A 17,630-nucleotide genomic window follows, 5' to 3' on the forward strand; every position below is an offset into this window, starting at 1 on the left:
ATGCAGACGCGAGGGACTTGAAGGACGGAGAACGCTGTGGGTCGGGTGACCAAGTTCGATGCGGCCCTGTTGGGTAGAAGAATCGAGGACCCATCCTCCCGGGGTATCGCCTCATACGTAGCTGAACTGATCAGGACAGGTGAACTGACGCCGGGGGACGCACTGCCCCACGTGCGTTCGTTGGCCGAGGTTCTCCGGGTCAGTCCGGCGACGGTCTCCTCGGCGTGGAGTCTGCTCAAGAAACGAGGGCTGATCATGGGCAGCGGTAAGTCGGGAACCCGAGTCAGCAGCCCGGCGGGATTGGTGACGCGAATCGAACCGGCATCCATCATCCCGGCCCGGTTCGACATGCGGTTGCTTTATCCCGACCCTGACCTGTTGCCCTCGCTGAAACCGGCGTTGGTCAGTGCATCGGAGATGCCGGGACTCGACCAGTACTACGATTCGCCCATCCTTCCCGCGCTCAGAGATGTCGTGGAGCCCGAGTGGCCGTACCCCGCTGAGGCATTCGCAGTGGCGAACGGCGCATCTGATGCTATATGGACTGTCTTACAGTCACTTTCGGTTCCCGGCGATCGAATTGTGGTTGAATCCCCGACGCAACCACAGTTGCTCAACCTCATGTCGGATCTGGGTCTGACCGTGGTGCCCGTGCCGTACGTCGAGGGCGGGTTGTCACTGATGCATCTCGAGGAAGCAATGAAGACGCGTCCTGTTGTGGTCTTCTATCAGCCGAGAGCTCAGGTGCCGACGGGTAATGCAACAGCTACGGACCGCGCATGGCGGATCGCGGAAGTACTGAAGCGCAATACTTCCGCGATGATCGTGGAGTACGACGATCTGAATGCTCTATCGTTGGTGGATATCAACAGTGTGGGCGAGTATCTCCCCAAACGGACGATCCACATCAAGTCCTATGAGAAGTCGTACGGGCCTGATCTGCGGCTGGCAGTCATCGGAACGACTGTTGCTCGGATGGCCACTGTCCATGCGCAGATCCGATTGACAAGACAGTGGACATCACGAATCTTGCAGAGTGCCTTGGCGTGGTTGCTGCAGGACGAAGTGACGGCTGAGGGCGTCGCTCGCGCCCGAGGCATTTACGCAGAAAGGCTCTTCGCATTGACGTCGATGTTGCACGCCAACGGCATTGATGTGCCCGCCAGGGACGGGTTCTGCGTCTGGATTCCCGTGACCGACGAGGCGAAGGCGATCGAGCATCTCACAGCGCACGGGATCCTGGCCCTTGCCGGCGAGACGTCGTATTCGACGGGGGCGTTGCCGCATATCCGTGTTGCCACGTCGAGAATGGAGCCGGGGATAAGCAGTCAATTGGCGGAGATTCTCCGTCAGTCCGCGCTCGCACTGTAAACGAGAACTGTTGAATGGAGTTGGACGTGAAATACCCACGTAGCGGACGGATTCCGGGGACGGCGTGTTCGAAGGACCAGCGGTTCAGTCACTTCAGTTTCATCCCTTCTCATCCCAGTGGTCGTGTTGCTGTGCTCGTACACGGGAGCGACCGGGCCGCCGAGTCCCTGCGCGAGTTATTTCTGGACTGGGCGGAAACGACGGGAACCACATTGCTTGCGCCACTATTCCCCGCCGGGATCGGCAATCCGGCCGACGGTGACAATTACAAATCCCTCGAGTACGAAGGAATTCGGTTCGACCGCGTTTTGATCGACATGCTCGACGATCTTGCCGGCTGGGTGGAACTGGAGTTCGACCCCGAAGTATTACTGTTCGGATTCTCCGGGGGCGCTCAGTTCGCTCATCGGTTCTTCCTTGTTCATCCGCAACGAGTTCTTGCGGTCTCGATCGGTGCGCCCGGCAATGTGACGTTGTTGGATCGCGCGCGCGATTGGTGGGTGGGCATCGGAAACGCCTCGACTGTGTTCGGGCACGACATCGACCTCGAAAGTCTTGCCGCGGTATCGGTTCAGACTGTCATCGGTGGAAACGATGACGGGCGAGACGTCATCGCGGTCACACCAGAGCAGTCCAGATGGATGCCAGGAGCGAACGACGCCGGCGCGACCCGGGGTGATCGAATTGCGTCATTGCAGAACAACTATCGCCGGGCAGGAATGGACGTAAAAGAAGTGGTGATCGACTCGGTGTCACATCAGCTCGCGCCGATGGTCACTCACGTTCAGGGATTCTTTGATTCTGTGCTCCAGCGGACTACCTGACGCGTCCTTCTACTGCGGAATGCGGATGATGCACCGGAAGCCGACGTGGCAGGTCGAGGACTCCTCGGATTCGGCCTGCCGCGCGGCAGGGCGGTAGCGCAAGCAGTAGTTCGGTGCGCACAGATGTGAGCCGCCCTTGATCACCCGTCGTGCGTAGGGTTCGCCCGCCAAGGCCTCCGTGGCGAACTCCGCTCGGGGATTACGAGGAATGCAGCACGACGAGGTCGGCGCGACGTTCTTGGAACTGTGGGCGTGGTCGGACGTGTAGTGATCGGCTGTCCACTCCCACACGTTCCCGGCCATGTCGAGCAGCCCGTAGCCGTTGGGCCGGAACTTTCCGACCGGCGCTGTGCGCTCGTACCCGTCCTCGAGCAGGTTCTCCCAGGGGAACTGTCCCTGCCACACATTGCCACCAGGCCGCCCGCCCGGAGAGTCGTGATCGCCCCACACATAGGCCTGGCGATCGAGTCCACCGCGGGCGGCGAACTCCCACTCGGCCTCGGTCGGGAGTTCCTTGCCGGCCCACGCGGCGTAGGCCTGAGCGTCGAAATACGACACGTGGGTGACCGGGTGCCGTTCACGTCCCCCGATGTTGCTGTCGACTCCCTCGGGGTGGCGCCAGTCGGCGCCGGGAGTGAACGACCACCACTGGGTGTAGTCGTCGAGTGAGACCGGACCGGATGGTGATGTGAAGACCAACGAGCCCGGAACGAGGAGGGCAGGATCGGCGTCGGGATAGTCGGCGGCATCCGGGGCGATTTCCGCAGTGGTGACGTGGCCGGTTGCCTTCACGAAGCGTCGGAACTCGGCGACCGTCACCGCCGTCGTGTCCATCCAGAATCCGTCGACTGTGACCTGATGAACTGGGCGTTCTTCCGGATAGAAGTCTTCGGAGCCCATCCAGTACGTCCCACCCGGGATCAAAGACATGTTCTTCGGGGGAGTAGCCGTGGAGTGAGGCGTCGTCATGAATTCAAGAATGGCACGTCGGTCGCGCCGATGTGGGGGAGAGTCCCACCTGGTGCCCTCGGCAGGATTCGAACCTGCGACCCTTCCTTTAGGAGAGGAATGCTCTATCCCCTGAGCTACGAGGGCGGGGAGCGTTACCGACAAGCGCTGAAAACCCTGTGCTGCCGGGGTTTTCGCTTCTCGGTGCTGCTGTTGCATCCGCTCGGCCTGTCGGCACGAAGCCTCAGGCGTCACAGCTGCGCTAGTCAGTGTAGCGGCCCGCCGACGAGGTCGCGAAGTCGACGGTGTTATCGCGTGCAAGCTGCCGGCCGAACCGATCGCACTGATCGCAATGGTGGTCACCGCGGAGCAGGCGCGGCATGGTGCGGGAATGACCCGCAGAATCCGCTTCAACGCCTTTGCCATGAACTGCGTCGCCCACCAATCGCCTGGTCTGTGGCGCCACCCGGAAGACCAGTCGTCCAGGTACACGGATCTGAGGTACTGGACGGAATTGGCGAAGCTCCTCGAGCGTGGACGATTCGACGGGCTGTTTCTGGCCGATGTGTTGGGAACATACGACGTGTACGGCGGCAATCACGACGCAGCGCTGCGGCAGGGCGCGCAGGTTCCGGTCTCGGACCCGCTGCTGCTGGCATCGGCTATGGCTGCCGTGACCGAGCACCTGGGCTTCGGTATCACCGCAGGTACAGCCTTCGAGCATCCGTACCCGTTCGCTCGGCGCTTGAGCACCCTCGATCATCTGACGAACGGGCGAATCGGGTGGAACGTGGTAACCGGATACCTCCCGTCGGCCGCACGGAACATGGGCGAGGACGACCAACTCCAGCACGACGATCGCTACGACCACGCGGACGAGTACCTCGAAGTTCTCTACAAGTTGTGGGAAACGTCGTGGGAAGACGACGCGGTGGTGCGTGACAGAAGCACCGGGGTCTACACGGACCCCGCCAAAGTTCATCCGATCGAGCACGAGGGCAAGCACTTCACGGTTCCGGGCATCCACATCTCCGAACCTTCTCCGCAGCGGACGCCGGTCATCTTCCAGGCGGGCGCGTCGCCTCGCGGGGTTCGGTTCGCCGCCGAGAATGCCGAGGCGATCTTTGTCGGTGCACCGACAAAAGCGATTCTCAAAGACACCGTTGCGCGCATCCGGAACGAGCTGACCAAGGTCGGACGAGATCCGTACGCGGCCCGCATCTACACACTGTTGACGATCATCACCGACCGAACCCCCGAGTTGGCGCAGGCGAAGCTCGAGGACTACCGCAGTTACGCCAGTAGTGAAGGCGCGCTCGTTTTCACCTCGGGGTGGATGGGAATCGACCTTTCCGGATACCGAGCGGACGAGCCGATCGGGAACGTCGAGAGCAACGCCATTCAATCCGCGGTCGCATCGTTTCGTCAGGCCGACGAGAAGGGTGGCGAGTGGACGGTGGGAGACATCGCGGAGTGGGCGGGCATCGGAGGGCTGGGCCCGATCGTCGTCGGTTCGGGCGCGGAGGTCGCCGACGAGTTGCAGGAGTGGGTTGCCGAGACCGACGTCGACGGTTTCAATCTGGCGTACGCGGTGACTCCGGGAACCTTCGAAGACATTGTGGAGCATGTGATTCCGGAGCTGATCAAACGGGGCGCTTACCAGAGCGACTACGAAGCAGGGACGCTGCGCAACAAATTGTTCGGGCGAGGGGACCGGCTGCCGCTCGAACACCGAGGTCGGAGCTTCGACCGGATCCGCACGACCGGCTGAGCGGGGACCTCAGGACCAGCCGGACCCCGGTACGTGAACCGAGGTGGTGAGGTCGATCGCCTCAATGTCCGAAGACCTCAATTCTTCACCACACACACTGCAACCCAAGCGTGCTTCGAATCGCTTACCGCAGGTCTTGTGATGGAGAACGATGTCGGGGCCGTCCGCGGATCTGAACCAACGCTGACCCCAGGAGATCATGCACATCACGACGGGGAAGTACGCCGTGCCCTTGGGGGTGAGTCGATACTCCGACCACTGTGGGCGATCCGGAAGCGGACGCGTTTCCATCACACCGATCTCGGTGAGGTGCTTCAAGCGATCCGCGACTATCGCCGGTGGTGCCCCGGTGATCTCGGCGAACTCTCCGTAGCGGCGAGCGCCTCGGAAAGCTGCACCGATGATCGCCGCTGACCAGCGATTGCCGACGAGCTCCATCGTGTGAGCCAGAATTTCCGGACGGCGTTCGGACTTGGTGGAGCGTCGTCGCGATGTTGCTTCCGGGACACTGCGTGAGAAGTCGCCACTCGGGCCCATTTCGGAGTCCAGGGACCGTACGTCCACGTCCTCGCCGCACTCCTTGCAGCGCAGGATCGGGGTGAAGTCGTGTCCGCAGGTGCTGTGCCGCAGTGGTGGAAGCGGCTGGGTTTCGTTGGGCGCCCACTGCTTCTCCCACGACCACATGGTGATGAGGACGGGCCAGATCGACTGCCCTTTGCGGGTGACCGAGTATTCGTGCCTGGGCGGGTTCTGCTGATACTCACGACGCTCGAGCATTCCGCCGGCCGTCAGGACCGCCAACCGTGAGGACAATACGGAGTTGGAGATTCCCCCGAGCGCCAGCCAGTCGTTGTATCGTCGCGACCCCAACAGGGCGAATCGCAGAATCCAGAGGTTCCACTCGTCCCCCAACAGTCCGAGCGTGACGGCCAGTGCGTTGGGACCACCGGCAGGCAACTCGGTGACGCCCGTCGACGCGGTGGGTGTCGAAGATCCGGCTGCATTCACTCGTACCACCCCGAAATCATAGGCCGCGCATCCGGGGGCACCGCGAGACCGTACCGAGTGGTCTGCAGAAAGAGTCGGGAATCACTCGACACGGGCAATGAGTAACGCTTCCTGAGTGATCTGGCAGATCTGGAGTCCGGATCGATCGAAGACCGCGGCATTCACGACTGCTCTGCCGGCGTGAGCTGTGGGTGTCGAGTGCTCGAAGAGCAGCCACTCGTCCGCTCGTACCGGACGCTGAAACCACATCGTGTGATCGAGGGACACACCCGTCCAGTCCGTGTCGAGCGAGTGCTCCTGCCCGATGTCGTAGCCGTGCGGAGTCAGCGCGGTTGCCATCAGCATCAGATCGCTGGCATAGGCGAGAGCAGCGACGTGAATCAGCGGATCGTCGCTCAGGGGCTGCGCCGACCGCATCCAGATGTTGCGCGGAGGCGCCGCCGAATGCGTCGTAGGGGACTGCAGATCGAGTGGCGACACACGAATTTCGATGGCGGAGAACTCTTCCCACACTTCGCCCAGTCCGCCGTCAGCCTCGGCCAACTCTTGCAGGGTCACGCACTCTTCGGGTGGGAGCGCTGCGGGAGTTGCCCGACTGTGAGTGATGCCCTCGTCGATCGAGGAGGCCGAGACCGTCGAGCGGCAGACGAGTCGTCCGTCCTGGTGGACGTCGACGCCTCTGGTGGACAGGCGTTTTCCGTCGCGAAGTCGATCTACCGAGAACTCTGTCGCGTGATTCGGCGAACCCGGGCGAAGGAAGTGCGTGTGGACGGAACTGATCGCTTTTCCGTCGGTGACCGTGTGCCCGGCCGCGAGAATCGACTGGGCGACCAGTTGGCCGCCGAACAACTGAGGTAGCCGAACACCGTCATTCGACCCTTGCCACCGGTCCGGGCCGGTCGATTCCAGGTCGAAGACGTCGGCGAGACCACTCGTGGGGGCGCTCATGACGCGTGGTTTCGTGCCGGGCGTGGCGGGCGGGGAAAGAATCCGCTGGTCCGGGCCACGTAGTCGTCGTAGGCCTGCCCCTTGCTCTTACGCATGCCGCGTTCGAGCAGGGCTTTACCGCTGTAGCTCACCAGCAGTTTGATCATGACGATCGGCGAGACGATCGTGATCAGTGCCAATGGATCACCTAATGCGAGGATGAAGAGTCCGACCCAGACGCATGCGTCACCGAAGTAGTTGGGATGGCGGGTCCAGGCCCAGAGCCCACGATCCATTACCCTGCCGGCATTGGCCGGGTCAGCCTTGAAGCGGGAAAGTTGGTAGTCGCCAACCGATTCGAAGACGAAGCCGATTGTCCAGACTGCGATGCCGATCGCGCCCAGGATTCCGAGAGTCCGAAACTCGTACATCGCGAACTGAACGGGCAGCGAGACCACGAGAATGAGGACGCCCTGGAGTCCGTAGATCTTACGGATCAGGAACGGAACCAGCGGGCCCTGTTGGTGTTTGAGCAGGGCAGTGTAGCGCTTGTCCTGCCCGTGCCCACGGTTACGGAAACCGATGTAGAGGCCCAGTCGCATTCCCCACACCACGGTCAGCGCCAGGACCACGAGGCGACGCAGATCGTTGCCGTCCGATCCGATGGACGTCACGTACGAGACGACGGCGACGACGGCGAATCCAGGCCCCCAACAGATGTCGATGATCGAGTGATTGTTCATCCGGATGGCGACGGCCATCACGACTGCGATGAAGACGAGCACGGCGAGTGCGCTCACACCGAAGTTCAGTGCAAGATCGCCCAGTGGGATGTCGGTCATGCGCGCGCTTTCTGATTGTGGTGGTCGAGCAGTTCGGAAGCAAAGTCCGCGAAGGCTTCCTGAGCGCTCGGATAGGTGTGGGAAGTGCCGAGCCGGCTGGTCACGAGTAGTGCGTCGAGTGCTTTGGCATCGAGTTCTGTGGTGGTGGGCAGGAAGGCGGTCGAGCCTTCGACGGCGTCGGCCGAACGCACCCCGTTGCCTGCCGTGACGATCACCTGCCCGTTGGTCGTGGACTCGGGATCGACGAGGGCAGCGACCACCGGAGCTACCAGGTCGGCACCCATGATGTCGATGAATCGCGGGTCCATTCCGGACTCGGTCATCTGCGTAGTGGCGTAGGGCAGAACGACATTGGTGAAGACGTTGTGGCTCGCACCTTCGGCCGCTGCGGTGCGCCCCAGGGCGATCACGGCTCCCTTGCTGGCGGCATAGGCGGATACGGTCGGTTCGCCGTGCAGTCCTGCGGTCGAGGCAATCATCACGATGCGCCCGAATCCGGCTTCGCGCATCACTCGGGAGGCTTCGGCGGCAACCAGTGCGGTCCCGACGACGTTTGTCGTGATGACGGTACTGAGGTTTTCGGCGGTGGTGCGATGGAGCATCTGTGGACCGCTGACCGCGGCGCTGGTGATGCAGAAGTCGAGTCGTCCGAAGCGAGTGAGAGCCTCGTCCACCAACTTTCGGCCGACCTCGGGGTCGGTGACGTCGTCGTGGTTGGCGACGGCGTGGCCACCGGCTTCGAGGATCTCGTCGGCAACCTGATCTGCGGGGCCACGGCCGCGCGCGTCGAGTGTGCGATTTCGATTGTTGACGATCACCGTGACCCCTCGGCTCGCGAGATGCAGTGCGACGGCACGGCCGAGGCCCTTACCCCCTCCGGTGACGACGGCAACGCGGCCCGAAAGCGAACTGGCGGTCATGAGGCGATCCGTTCGACGAGAACCGCGACTCCGACACCGGCGGCGCCGCTGACCGCGGCCACACCGTAGCGTCCGTCGCTCCGTACCAGTTCGTCGACGCAGGCGCCGACGAGAATTGCTCCGGTAGCGCCGAATGCATGGCCCATCGCCATCGTGCCTCCGTTGGGGTTCATCCGGTCCGGTCCGGCGTCGAGATCGCGACGGAACCGTAGGCAGAGCGCGGAGAACGCCTCGGCGAACTCGAACACGTCGATGTCCTGCGGACGAAGCCCGGCTCGCGCGATGACTGCCTCCACGGCGCTCTGGCCCGCCGTGAGCATGAGAACCGGATTCACCGAAGTCGATGCGGATCCGATGATCCGAGCGCGAGGGGTCAACCCGGCTCTGGCCGCGGCCTTTTCGGATCCGAGGAGGAGGAGTGCTGCGCCGTCGGCCATGGCGGGAGAGGATCCGACGGTGTGCAGGTGTTCGATCTTGCCGACCTCAGGGTAGGCGGCGAGGGCGAGTGCATCCTGACCGGCGGAGCCGAGCCCTTCGAAGGCGGCAGGCAGTGCTGCGAGCCCCTCTGCAGTCGTGTCTGCCCTGACCAGTTCGTCGTGCGCAATTCCAGGTTCACCGTGTCTTCCGGGAACAGGTACAACGGACCGCTCGAATGCGCCGTTACGCCAGGCCTCGGCAGCCTTGTGCTGGGTTTCGACGCCGTAGGCGTCCAGCTCGTCGCGGGAGTACCCCTCGATCGTGGCATTCAAATCGGCGGCAACACCCATATGGATGGAGCCGATCTGCGCAATGGTTGCCGGGTCGGTCCACAGAGGTCCTCGATCGCTGAACATCGGAGTGCGGGAGACGCTTTCGACGCCACCGGCCACGACGAGGGACACGTCGTCGCTGCGAATGCGGGCTGCGCTCTGGCCGACCGCGTCGACGCCGGATGCGCAGAAACGATTGAGAGTCGCGCCGGGAACGGAATCACCCCAACCGGCCAGGAGGGCTGCAGTTCTCGCGATGTTCGCTCCCTGCTCGTCCACCTGCGATGCGCAGCCGAGAACGACGTCGTCGATCTGCTCTGCGGCGAGGTTCGTTCGACCTTGCAGTGCCTTGGCCAGATGGACGACAAGATCCACTGGGCTGTGTTCGTGGAGGGCGCCTCGCGTCGATGCTCGGCCGCGCGGCGTGCGCACGTAGTCGAGGACAAAAGCATCAGTCATTTTCAACCCTTCAATTAGTAGAGTTACTCTGCTAGTTGTAGTACGGTTGCGATGAAATTACAACCGCCGATGCACGGGTATCTCGGTGACGTCACCGAGGCCGGATCGGCAAGGGGAGAGGTCATGACTGTTTCGAACATTTGGATTCTCGGCGGGTACCAATCCGACTTCGCACGAAACTTCACCCGTGAGGAACTCGATTTCGCGAACCTTGCCGAAGAGGTGGTGAACCACACTCTGGCCGCGGCGAAGGTTCCTGCCACCGACATCGAGGTGATCCACGTCGGTAATGCCTTCGGTCAATTGTTTGCCGGCCAAGGTCAGCTGGGTGCGATGCCCGCCACCGTGCATCCAGAACTCTGGGGTGTGCCCTCGTCCAGGCACGAGGCAGCGTGCGCATCGGGCAGTATCGCTGTACTTGCAGCGATGGCAGACCTGCGCGCCGGTAACTACGACGCGGCTCTGGTGATGGGTATCGAACTGGAGAAGACTGTTCCGGGTGATGACGCGGCCGGCCATCTGGGCGCTGCAGCCTGGGTCGGACACGAAGGTCAGGAAGCAAAATTCATGTGGCCGTACATGTTCGATCGTGTGTCGAAGGAATACGGGCGGCGTTACGGGATCGACGAATCTCACCTTCGCGCGATCTCGCAGATCAACTTCGCGAACGCGAAGAACAACCCCAATGCGCAGACACGCGGTTGGGCGGTGCCCGATCTACTCGGAAATGCGGGTGGTGACGACACCACCAATCCTGTTGTGGAAGGTGGTGTTCGACGATTCGATTGCAGCCAGGTGACCGACGGTGGCGCCGGGGTGGTGCTGGTGACGGACAAGTACCTCCGTGACCACCCTGGTGCCGCGGCGACTCCACTGGCCCAGATCGCAGGCTGGGGTCACCGCACCGTCGGTTTGGGTCTCGAACAGAAACTGACGCGTGACGCGGAGAATCCCTACGTGATGCCACACGTTCGGGATGCGGTGATGGGCGCCTTCTCCCGGGCGGGAGTCGACCTGGCCGGGATAGACGGGATCGAAACACATGATTGTTTCACGGCGAGTGAGTATCTCGCGATCGACCACATCGGTCTGACCGCGCCCGGCGAGTCGTGGAAAGCCATCGAGAGTGGTGACATCGCCATGGGCGGCAAGCTACCGATCAACCCCAGCGGCGGTCTGATCGGCGGTGGTCATCCGGTGGGTGCCAGTGGTGTTCGAATGCTTCTCGACGCGGCCCATCAGGTGACGGGAACGGCCGGCGGTTTCCAAGTCGAGGGTGCGAGCCGCTTTGCGACGCTCAACTTCGGTGGAAGTACGGCCACCACCGTCAGTTTTGTCGTCGACGCAGTTTCCTGAAAGTGCAGCCCAGCCTTTCCCCATCAGTCGAAAAGAGAATTCCATGGACGTCGAAATCGTAGGCAAGTTGTTGTCCACCCTTCCCGCCGATGACGATCACCCGTATCGCACCGGCCCGTGGCAACCCCAGACCACCGAGTTCAAAGCGGACAACCTCGAGGTCGTATTCGGTGAGGTTCCGAAAGACCTCGACGGTGTCTACCTGCGCAACACCGAGAATCCGCTCCATCCCTCGATGAAGGCTTATCATCCCTTCGACGGCGACGGAATGATTCACATCGTGGGCTTTCGTGACGGAGAGTCGTTCTACCGCAATCGATTCGTACGGACTGACGGGTTGGCGGCCGAGCAGGATGCCGGCGCCGCCTTGTGGGCCGGGCTCGCAGAGTCTCCCAAACTCAGTCGCCCCGAGGGCGGCAAGGGTGCGCGCACCCGGATGAAGGACGCGTCCAGCACCGACGTCGTCGTTCACCGGGGGACGGCTCTCACCAGCTTCTACCAGTGCGGAGATCTGTATCGGCTCGATCCGATGTCGGCGGAGACACTGGGAAAGGAAAGCTGGAACGGCAAGTTCCCCTTCGAATGGGGTGTATCCGCGCATCCGAAGGTGGACGACAAGACCGGAGAAATGCTGTTCTTCAACTACAGCAAGGAAGCACCGTACATGCACTACGGCGTCGTGGACTCGGCCAACGAGTTGGTCCACTACGTCGACGTGCCACTTCCCGGTCCGCGGTTGCCACACGACATGGCCTTCACCGAGAACTACGCGATCCTCAACGACTGCCCCTTGTTCTGGGATCCGGTTCTGCTCCAGAAGGGCGCGCACGTCGCGAATTTCCATCCCGATATCCCGCTACGTCTCGGAGTCATCCCACGCCGCGGAAACACCGCCGACATCAAGTGGTTCGAGGCGGATCCGACCTATGTCCTGCATTTCGTGAACGCCTACGAAGAGGGGGACGAAATCGTTCTGGACGGTTTCTACCAGGGCGATCCGGAGCCGTCGGACAACGGGATGGGCAATCAGTGGGAACGCGCCTTCCGCTTCCTCGCTCTCGATCGCATGCAGACCCGACTGCACCGCTGGCGTCTGAACCTGGTCACCGGAGCCACGCGTGAAGAGCAGCTCAGTGACTCGATCACCGAATTCGGCATGATGAACGGGAATTTCGCGGGGGAGAAGTACCGATACGCATATGCGGCTTCGGGTAAACCGTCGTGGTTCCTGTTCGACGGCTTGGTCAAACATGACCTGCTGACGGGGAACGAGGAGCGATTCTCCTTCGGTGACGGTGTGTACGGTAGCGAGACGTCGATGGCGCCACGTGTGGGCGGTACCGCGGAAGACGACGGTTATCTCATCACGTTGACCACTGACATGAACGAGGATGCGTCCTTCTGTCTGATCTTCGACGCCGCCCGCGTCGGAGACGGTCCGCTGTGCAAACTTCGCCTCCCCGAACGGATTTCGAGTGGTACCCATTCGACATGGGCTCCGGGGGCCGAGCTTCGTCGCTGGCAGACCGCCGACACCGCCGCCGAAGCGGTCGGACTGTGACGGACGCGCCCGGCACGGGCACGTGGGAGATCTTGCGGCAAGTGGTGATCGGTGCACGAGATCTGGACAAGACCGGCCGGCAATTACGTGAAGCGTTGAATCTGGCACCAGGATTCGCGGATCCACTGCTCGAAGACATCGGTTTGGCCGACGAGACCCTGGCCGTCGGGCCGCAAGCCTTTCTGGAGATCGTCGCACCGCTCGACGAGACTGTCTCGTTGGCGAGATGGATCCGAAAGGGCGGAGGGGAGGGCGGTTATGCACTCTCGATCCAGGTATCGAAGATCGCGCCCTATCTGGAACGTGCAGCAGCAGTTGGTGTTCGGACGGTGGCTGATCTCGAGGCCTACGGTCACCGGATCGTCCAGCTCCATCCCGGTGATCTCGGACTGCTCGTAGAACTCGACGAGATTCCCGACGCCGACGAGTGGTTCTGGGACGAGACGGAGAAGGAGGTTTCGGTCGATCCATGGGTCGACGACATCCTCGGGGTCGACGTGTCCTCTCCCGATCCGGCCAAGACGGCGACGCTCTGGGCCGAAGTGTTCGGCAAGAAACCGGATTCGGCGCAAACACTCTCGATCAGGCTGGGATCGCGCGTCGTGTCGTTTGTTCCGGGAGAGCGGTCGATGCTCAGCGCAATCGATCTGGCCGCGGCGAGCGGCGCGTCTGCCGTCGAGCCCGGTCCGAGTCTCGGCGGCATCGAGTTTCGGATTCACCCACACTGAGCCTGCCTGACGTCGAATGACAGAAATCGGGGCCGATCGCTCGTAGCGATCGGCCCCGATTTCCTGTCATGGACTCAGGTGAAGTCCTGTCGCAAGCGAGTCTTGAGAAGCTTTCCACTCGCGTTACGTGGCAGCTCCTCGACGAACCGAACTGCACTGGGGCACTTGAAGTGAGCCAGCCGCTCGCGTGACCACTCGATGATCTCAGCTTCTGTGACGGCCGAATCGCCCGAACGAACGACCACCGCAATGGGAGTCTCACCCCAACGATCGGAGTGAACGCCGACTACGGCGACCTCCCGGATTCCGGGGTGGCCGGAGAGAACGCTCTCCACCTCGGCGGGATAGACGTTCTCACCGCCGGAGACGATCATGTCCTTGAGGCGGTCGTGGAGATAGAGATACCCGTCCTCGTCGAACGATCCGCCGTCTCCGGTGCGAAGCCAGCCCCCGTCCAACATGGTGGCGGCAGTAGCCGCCTCGTTGCGCCAGTAGCGCTTCATAACGTGGGCGCCGCCGATGACGACCTCGCCGCGGGCTCCGACCGGGACGTCTTCGAGGGTCACGGGATCGATGATGCGGATGGGTACGCCGAACATCGGCTGCCCGACCGACTTCAACCGATGCGCGGTCGACTCGTCGGTCGCCCGATGATCTTCCGGGGTCAGCATCGTGACACCGCCGGTCGATTCGGTGAGTCCGTAAGCCTGCAGGAAACTGCATCCGAAGACCTTGGTGGCGTCCTGCAACAGCGGCAGTGGCATCGGAGCGGCTCCGTAGACCAGGAACTGCAGGGCGCTCCAATCCGCCTCGCGTACAGCAGGAAGGGAGGTGAGGACGCTGATCACCGCGGGAACAGCGACCGCATGAGTCACCCGGTACTCCTGCATCAGCGCCACCAGCTCCAGCGGACCGGCGATGGTCTTGAGAAGTAGAGCGCCACCGCCGAGCGTCGTGACAAGAGCGAGACCCAGCCCCGCCACATGGAAGAACGGGACCGGGCACATGGCCACGGAATCGGTGTCGAGATCGAGCAGGTGATACATGGTCGCGAGGGCGCGGCCGAGGTTCGCGCCGGTGAGTTCGATTCCCTTGGGGTGGCCGGTGGTTCCCGACGAGTAGAAGATCAGCGCGGTATCGTCGGGAAGGCGTGACACTCCTGGGTCGTCGTCCCCTGCACCGGAGAGCCAGTCGCTCCACGAGACCGAGTTTGCGGAACCGTCCACCGTGACGACGGTCCGGACGCTACCGACCGCCGCGGCGACGTCGGAGAGGCCCTCATCGCCTGCTCCGAGTACGACGACGGTCGGCTCGCTGTTGCTCAGGATGTAGTCGACCTCGCCCGGTGCCAGCCGATTGTTGACGGCCGTCAGAATCGAGCCCATCTTCGAAGATCCGTACAGGACGGAGAGGAAAGACGGTGCATTGGCGCCGATGTACGCCACCCGGTCACCTGTTCGAACACCATCGCGGAGAAGTGCATTCGCGACACGATTTGCTTCGATGTCCAGCTCGCGGAAACTGGTACGGCCGTCATCGGAGATGACGGCGGTGCTCTCCGGACTGGCAATCGCCCGGCTGCGCAGCAAGTCTTCGAGATTCTGCACGGGGCGACCATCGGGTAGGAGCGCGTTCACAGAAGGTTCGCGGGTGGCGGGTTCACGGGTGGCAGTCGAACCTACGGCCGTCGGCTGAGTGGTCATGCTGAATGCTCCAATCTGAAGGGGGCAAAGACAGGGGGTTCGAAAATGCCTGTGGGAGCAGCGAGTACATGCTCGACGGCGCGCAGTGCCGGGCCCGCAGTGATGAACTGACCGGCGGTTGTCCGGCTGTTCGGATCTTGTGGTTCGACGAGATTGACGGTCATCACGATCTCGGGTTTGCCGTACAGGTGGACCTCCCATTGATCGCGCCCCACGTATTCCTCGCGATCGGGTTCCATGGTCCAGATGATGGCCAGAGTGAGGAACTGCTTTCCGTCGACGATTGCGTGCCAGCGCCATTCGGTGGTTCCGACGGTTCCCGCGGCGATGCGTCCGGCGGCGACGTCGAGATCCGTTCGCGCCGCGACGACCCTGTGATCGGACACGACTTCGTCGTAGGTGATGCCCAGTCGTTCGCACATGAACGCGATGGTTTCCAGATACAGCGACGCGTACAGCGAGGGTAACGGCCCGGTGCCGTCCAGTTCTTCCGGGGGCGAGCCCATTCCCATGACGGTGAACGCGAAGTCGGGGTCAGGCATTCCGCGAGCGTCGAGCACCTCGTCGATCGTGATGCGGTCGAGTTCGATCGATGTTCCCGTCAGCGCCAACGCCAATCGCTCACCGATGACACCCGGGCTCACCCCGACGCCGAAGAGCGTCGAATCACCTTCCTTGCATGCTTGGGCGAACATGTGCTCGCGCTCGGTGCCGTGTGCGCGGGGGAAGTGCTGCCCGGCCGTCGTGATCACGTTGATCCCGGCGCGAAGCAGACGGCACAGATCGTCGTCGTGGCGTTCGTACGGAATCTGCAAACGTGGACTGTGGATGAGAACCTGTGGGCGCGAGCGGATGATCTCGTCCACGCTGCGTGTGGCGATCACGCCCGTCGGCGCGCGTCTGGCTATGTCGCCGGCATCGCGACCGGCCTTGGCGTCGCTGTACACGTACAGGCCGACCAACTCGAGGTCGGGGCGATCGATGATTCCGCGTAGCGCGGTCTTGCCGATGGCTCCGGTCGCCCTCTGGGCAACACGAATCGGATCGGTCATGATCGGGTGGTCAGTTCGCCGGCGAAGAGGAGCTTGCCCAGGCCACGTTCGTACCGAATCGGGTCGCGAGCCAGGCGCGCACGGGCATCGATTGCCATGAAATCGGTGTCGCACGTCCACTCGCCGCGTTGCATCGCGGCGAGTCCGGTCGCGGCGATGTCGAGAGGATTCTCCTTGTGGCCCTGCACGTGTGACGCCATGCGGGTGTCGACGCTGCCGACGATCAACGAGGTGACGGTGATGCCGTGCGGTTCGAGTTCGGCGCGAGCGATGCCGCCGAGTGACAGAGTAGCCGCCTTGGCTGGTGAATAGCCGCCCATGAAGGCGGTGGGTGCGATTGCGGCGACTGACAACACGTTGACTATCGATCCTCCACCGCGGGCTGCGAGCACCGGCGCGAAGGCTCGAATCATCGTCAAAGGCCCGAAGTAGTTGACCTCCATCTCGGCCCGAGCGCCCTCTCGGTCGTCGGCCTCGATCAAGCGATTCCCGGTGAACAGTCCGGCGTTGTTGACGACGACCGTGGTGTCACCGCACACCCCGGCGGCCGCGTCGACGAGTCCTGGATCGGTGACGTCGAGTTCGACGATGTGTGCACCGGCGGCTCGGAGCTCTGCCGGCACCTCGTCGGGATTTCGCACCCCTGCATAGATTTTGGCTGCGCCCATCAACTTCGCCTGTTGGACGAAAGCCAGGCCGAGGCCTCGATTGGCTCCGGTGACGAGGACGGTCGCGCCCTCGACCGGAGTTCCGCGAAACGTTGTCATGAGTTCTCCTGTGTCTGCCGGGTGTAGATGAGGTCGTCGGGGAATTTCTTGCTCTTCTTCAATGACGTTTCAGGCGCGAGCATCCCGAAGATCCAGCCTTCGGCTGTGGCCATGTCGTGGTTCCAGTCCCACCGCAGTGCGCGGTGGCGGATTCCCCACCGGCCGTCCTCGTACCCGAAGCGGTCGATCAGGCGCGCTGAGGTGAGTGTGTCGGCTATGCCGGACGAGTGCTTGATTCGCGCGAATGCGAGCACGTAAGACTCGACGTCTGCGGCATTCCCGTCGAGTTCGATCAAGACGTTGGTCATTGCGTGGGTGGTCAGCGACCGTGGGTGGGTGATGGCCCCGGCGATGTGGTCGATGTAGTCGTCGGCGGTGCCGGTGAAGACACCCCCGTGGTCTTCGGTTGCGCCGGGCAGATAACACCGCCTGGCGTCCTCGACGTCGCCGCGGTCTGCGGCTCGGAGGAAACGAGCCAGAACTTCGTAGATTTCCTGCTTGGCGACGAGAGCGTCGACCGGGCTGTAGTCCCTGACGTCTGGGCCCCCGCCGCTGTCGACTGCGTGAATGTTGTTGGACCTCACGATGATGTCCCTTCTCGGCTCCGGATCGGGGGCCGCACGTTGACGGAGTGCCTCTGCTTA

At 62.7% G+C, this 17,630-nt stretch carries 16 protein-coding genes and 1 tRNA gene; 6 read left to right on the forward strand and 11 right to left on the reverse strand.

Annotation, left to right across the window (positions count from 1 at the left end):
• The first annotated feature begins 45 nt into the window (after positions 1 to 45).
• Both G8767_RS04120 and G8767_RS04125 read left to right on the forward strand, forming a co-directional pair.
• The gene (locus G8767_RS04120; protein ID WP_166809402.1) at positions 46 to 1,371 is read left to right on the forward strand and encodes an aminotransferase class I/II-fold pyridoxal phosphate-dependent enzyme; all 1,326 of its coding nucleotides are present in this window, start codon (positions 46 to 48) and stop codon (positions 1,369 to 1,371) included.
• A gap of 26 nt (positions 1,372 to 1,397) precedes the next feature.
• Positions 1,398 to 2,195 (forward strand): alpha/beta hydrolase, encoded by a 798-nt coding sequence (locus G8767_RS04125; RefSeq protein WP_166809403.1) that lies wholly within the window; start codon positions 1,398 to 1,400, stop codon positions 2,193 to 2,195.
• A 9-nt stretch (positions 2,196 to 2,204) separates the two neighbouring features.
• On the opposite strand, the gene G8767_RS04130 is transcribed toward G8767_RS04125, so the two are convergent.
• Together G8767_RS04130 and G8767_RS04135 are read right to left on the reverse strand one after the other, a co-directional pair.
• Complete coding sequence (locus G8767_RS04130; RefSeq protein WP_166809404.1) at positions 2,205 to 3,164, reverse strand: formylglycine-generating enzyme family protein; 960 nt, start codon at positions 3,162 to 3,164, stop codon at positions 2,205 to 2,207.
• A 50-nt stretch (positions 3,165 to 3,214) separates the two neighbouring features.
• A tRNA-Arg gene (locus G8767_RS04135) sits at positions 3,215 to 3,290 on the reverse strand.
• 244 nt (positions 3,291 to 3,534) lie between these two features.
• Between G8767_RS04135 and G8767_RS04140 the strand changes: the two genes are divergently transcribed.
• Entirely contained in the window at positions 3,535 to 4,914 is a 1,380-nt protein-coding gene (locus G8767_RS04140) for an LLM class flavin-dependent oxidoreductase (protein WP_166809405.1), read from the forward strand.
• Between the two features lie 9 nt (positions 4,915 to 4,923).
• Here the strand turns inward: G8767_RS04140 and G8767_RS04145 are convergent, their stop codons facing one another.
• From G8767_RS04145 to G8767_RS04165, 5 genes are all read right to left on the reverse strand, one after another.
• Positions 4,924 to 5,922 (reverse strand): helix-turn-helix domain-containing protein, encoded by a 999-nt coding sequence (locus G8767_RS04145; protein WP_095971140.1) that lies wholly within the window; start codon positions 5,920 to 5,922, stop codon positions 4,924 to 4,926.
• An 81-nt stretch (positions 5,923 to 6,003) separates the two neighbouring features.
• Positions 6,004 to 6,870, reverse strand: a complete 867-nt coding sequence (locus tag G8767_RS04150; protein ID WP_166809406.1) for an acyl-CoA thioesterase domain-containing protein — start codon at positions 6,868 to 6,870, stop codon at positions 6,004 to 6,006.
• Positions 6,867 to 7,691 (reverse strand): DUF1295 domain-containing protein, encoded by an 825-nt coding sequence (locus G8767_RS04155; protein ID WP_166809407.1) that lies wholly within the window; start codon positions 7,689 to 7,691, stop codon positions 6,867 to 6,869. The genes G8767_RS04150 and G8767_RS04155 overlap by 4 nt, the downstream gene beginning before the upstream one ends.
• Positions 7,688 to 8,611, reverse strand: coding sequence for an SDR family NAD(P)-dependent oxidoreductase (locus G8767_RS04160; protein WP_166809408.1), 924 nt, complete (start codon positions 8,609 to 8,611; stop codon positions 7,688 to 7,690). Before G8767_RS04160 ends, G8767_RS04155 begins: the two co-directional genes overlap by 4 nt.
• Positions 8,608 to 9,819: an acetyl-CoA C-acyltransferase gene (locus G8767_RS04165; RefSeq protein ID WP_095971136.1), complete on the reverse strand. Its 1,212-nt coding sequence runs from the start codon at positions 9,817 to 9,819 to the stop codon at positions 8,608 to 8,610. Before G8767_RS04165 ends, G8767_RS04160 begins: the two co-directional genes overlap by 4 nt.
• A gap of 123 nt (positions 9,820 to 9,942) precedes the next feature.
• Between G8767_RS04165 and G8767_RS04170 the strand changes: the two genes are divergently transcribed.
• The 3 genes from G8767_RS04170 to G8767_RS04180 are packed head-to-tail and all read left to right on the forward strand — an operon-like array spanning position 9,943 to position 13,464.
• Positions 9,943 to 11,175 (forward strand): acetyl-CoA acetyltransferase, encoded by a 1,233-nt coding sequence (locus tag G8767_RS04170; protein ID WP_166809494.1) that lies wholly within the window; start codon positions 9,943 to 9,945, stop codon positions 11,173 to 11,175.
• A gap of 43 nt (positions 11,176 to 11,218) precedes the next feature.
• Positions 11,219 to 12,736: a carotenoid oxygenase family protein gene (locus G8767_RS04175; protein WP_095971134.1), complete on the forward strand. Its 1,518-nt coding sequence runs from the start codon at positions 11,219 to 11,221 to the stop codon at positions 12,734 to 12,736.
• Positions 12,733 to 13,464 carry a hypothetical protein gene (locus G8767_RS04180; RefSeq protein ID WP_166809409.1) on the forward strand — a complete coding sequence of 244 codons (732 nt, stop codon included), beginning with the start codon at positions 12,733 to 12,735 and terminating at the stop codon, positions 13,462 to 13,464. Before G8767_RS04175 ends, G8767_RS04180 begins: the two co-directional genes overlap by 4 nt.
• A gap of 74 nt (positions 13,465 to 13,538) precedes the next feature.
• Here G8767_RS04180 and G8767_RS04185 read toward each other — a convergent pair whose 3' ends face one another.
• Genes G8767_RS04185 through G8767_RS04200 form a run of 4 tightly spaced genes read right to left on the reverse strand, consistent with a single transcriptional unit; the run spans position 13,539 to position 17,570 of the window.
• Complete coding sequence (locus tag G8767_RS04185) at positions 13,539 to 15,167, reverse strand: long-chain-fatty-acid--CoA ligase (RefSeq protein ID WP_166809410.1); 1,629 nt, start codon at positions 15,165 to 15,167, stop codon at positions 13,539 to 13,541.
• Entirely contained in the window at positions 15,164 to 16,219 is a 1,056-nt protein-coding gene (locus tag G8767_RS04190) for a dihydrodipicolinate reductase (protein WP_166809411.1), read from the reverse strand. The genes G8767_RS04185 and G8767_RS04190 overlap by 4 nt, the downstream gene beginning before the upstream one ends.
• Positions 16,216 to 16,986 (reverse strand): SDR family oxidoreductase, encoded by a 771-nt coding sequence (locus G8767_RS04195; RefSeq protein ID WP_166809412.1) that lies wholly within the window; start codon positions 16,984 to 16,986, stop codon positions 16,216 to 16,218. The genes G8767_RS04190 and G8767_RS04195 overlap by 4 nt, the downstream gene beginning before the upstream one ends.
• Entirely contained in the window at positions 16,983 to 17,570 is a 588-nt protein-coding gene (locus G8767_RS04200; protein ID WP_166809413.1) for a nuclear transport factor 2 family protein, read from the reverse strand. The genes G8767_RS04195 and G8767_RS04200 overlap by 4 nt, the downstream gene beginning before the upstream one ends.
• Positions 17,571 to 17,630: the final 60 nt, after the last annotated feature.

The sequence above is a fragment of the Rhodococcus sp. IC4_135 genome, assembly GCF_011602025.1.
In the GTDB taxonomy this organism is placed as follows: Bacteria; Actinomycetota; Actinomycetes; order Mycobacteriales; family Mycobacteriaceae; genus Rhodococcus_F; species Rhodococcus_F baikonurensis.

Bases quoted from the DNA above. Each gene is read 5' to 3' on its own strand.
- G8767_RS04130 (WP_166809404.1), bottom strand. From the start codon at position 3,164: ATGACGACGCCTCACTCCACGGCTACTCCCCCGAAGAACATGTCTTTG.
- G8767_RS04140 (WP_166809405.1), top strand. From the start codon at position 3,535: ATGACCCGCAGAATCCGCTTCAACGCCTTTGCCATGAACTGCGTCGCC.
- G8767_RS04150 (WP_166809406.1), bottom strand. From the start codon at position 6,870: ATGAGCGCCCCCACGAGTGGTCTCGCCGACGTCTTCGACCTGGAATCG.
- G8767_RS04155 (WP_166809407.1), bottom strand. From the start codon at position 7,691: ATGACCGACATCCCACTGGGCGATCTTGCACTGAACTTCGGTGTGAGC.
- G8767_RS04160 (WP_166809408.1), bottom strand. From the start codon at position 8,611: ATGACCGCCAGTTCGCTTTCGGGCCGCGTTGCCGTCGTCACCGGAGGG.
- G8767_RS04165 (WP_095971136.1), bottom strand. From the start codon at position 9,819: ATGACTGATGCTTTTGTCCTCGACTACGTGCGCACGCCGCGCGGCCGA.
- G8767_RS04170 (WP_166809494.1), top strand. From the start codon at position 9,943: ATGACTGTTTCGAACATTTGGATTCTCGGCGGGTACCAATCCGACTTC.
- G8767_RS04175 (WP_095971134.1), top strand. From the start codon at position 11,219: ATGGACGTCGAAATCGTAGGCAAGTTGTTGTCCACCCTTCCCGCCGAT.
- G8767_RS04185 (WP_166809410.1), bottom strand. From the start codon at position 15,167: ATGACCACTCAGCCGACGGCCGTAGGTTCGACTGCCACCCGTGAACCC.
- G8767_RS04190 (WP_166809411.1), bottom strand. From the start codon at position 16,219: ATGACCGATCCGATTCGTGTTGCCCAGAGGGCGACCGGAGCCATCGGC.
- G8767_RS04195 (WP_166809412.1), bottom strand. From the start codon at position 16,986: ATGACAACGTTTCGCGGAACTCCGGTCGAGGGCGCGACCGTCCTCGTC.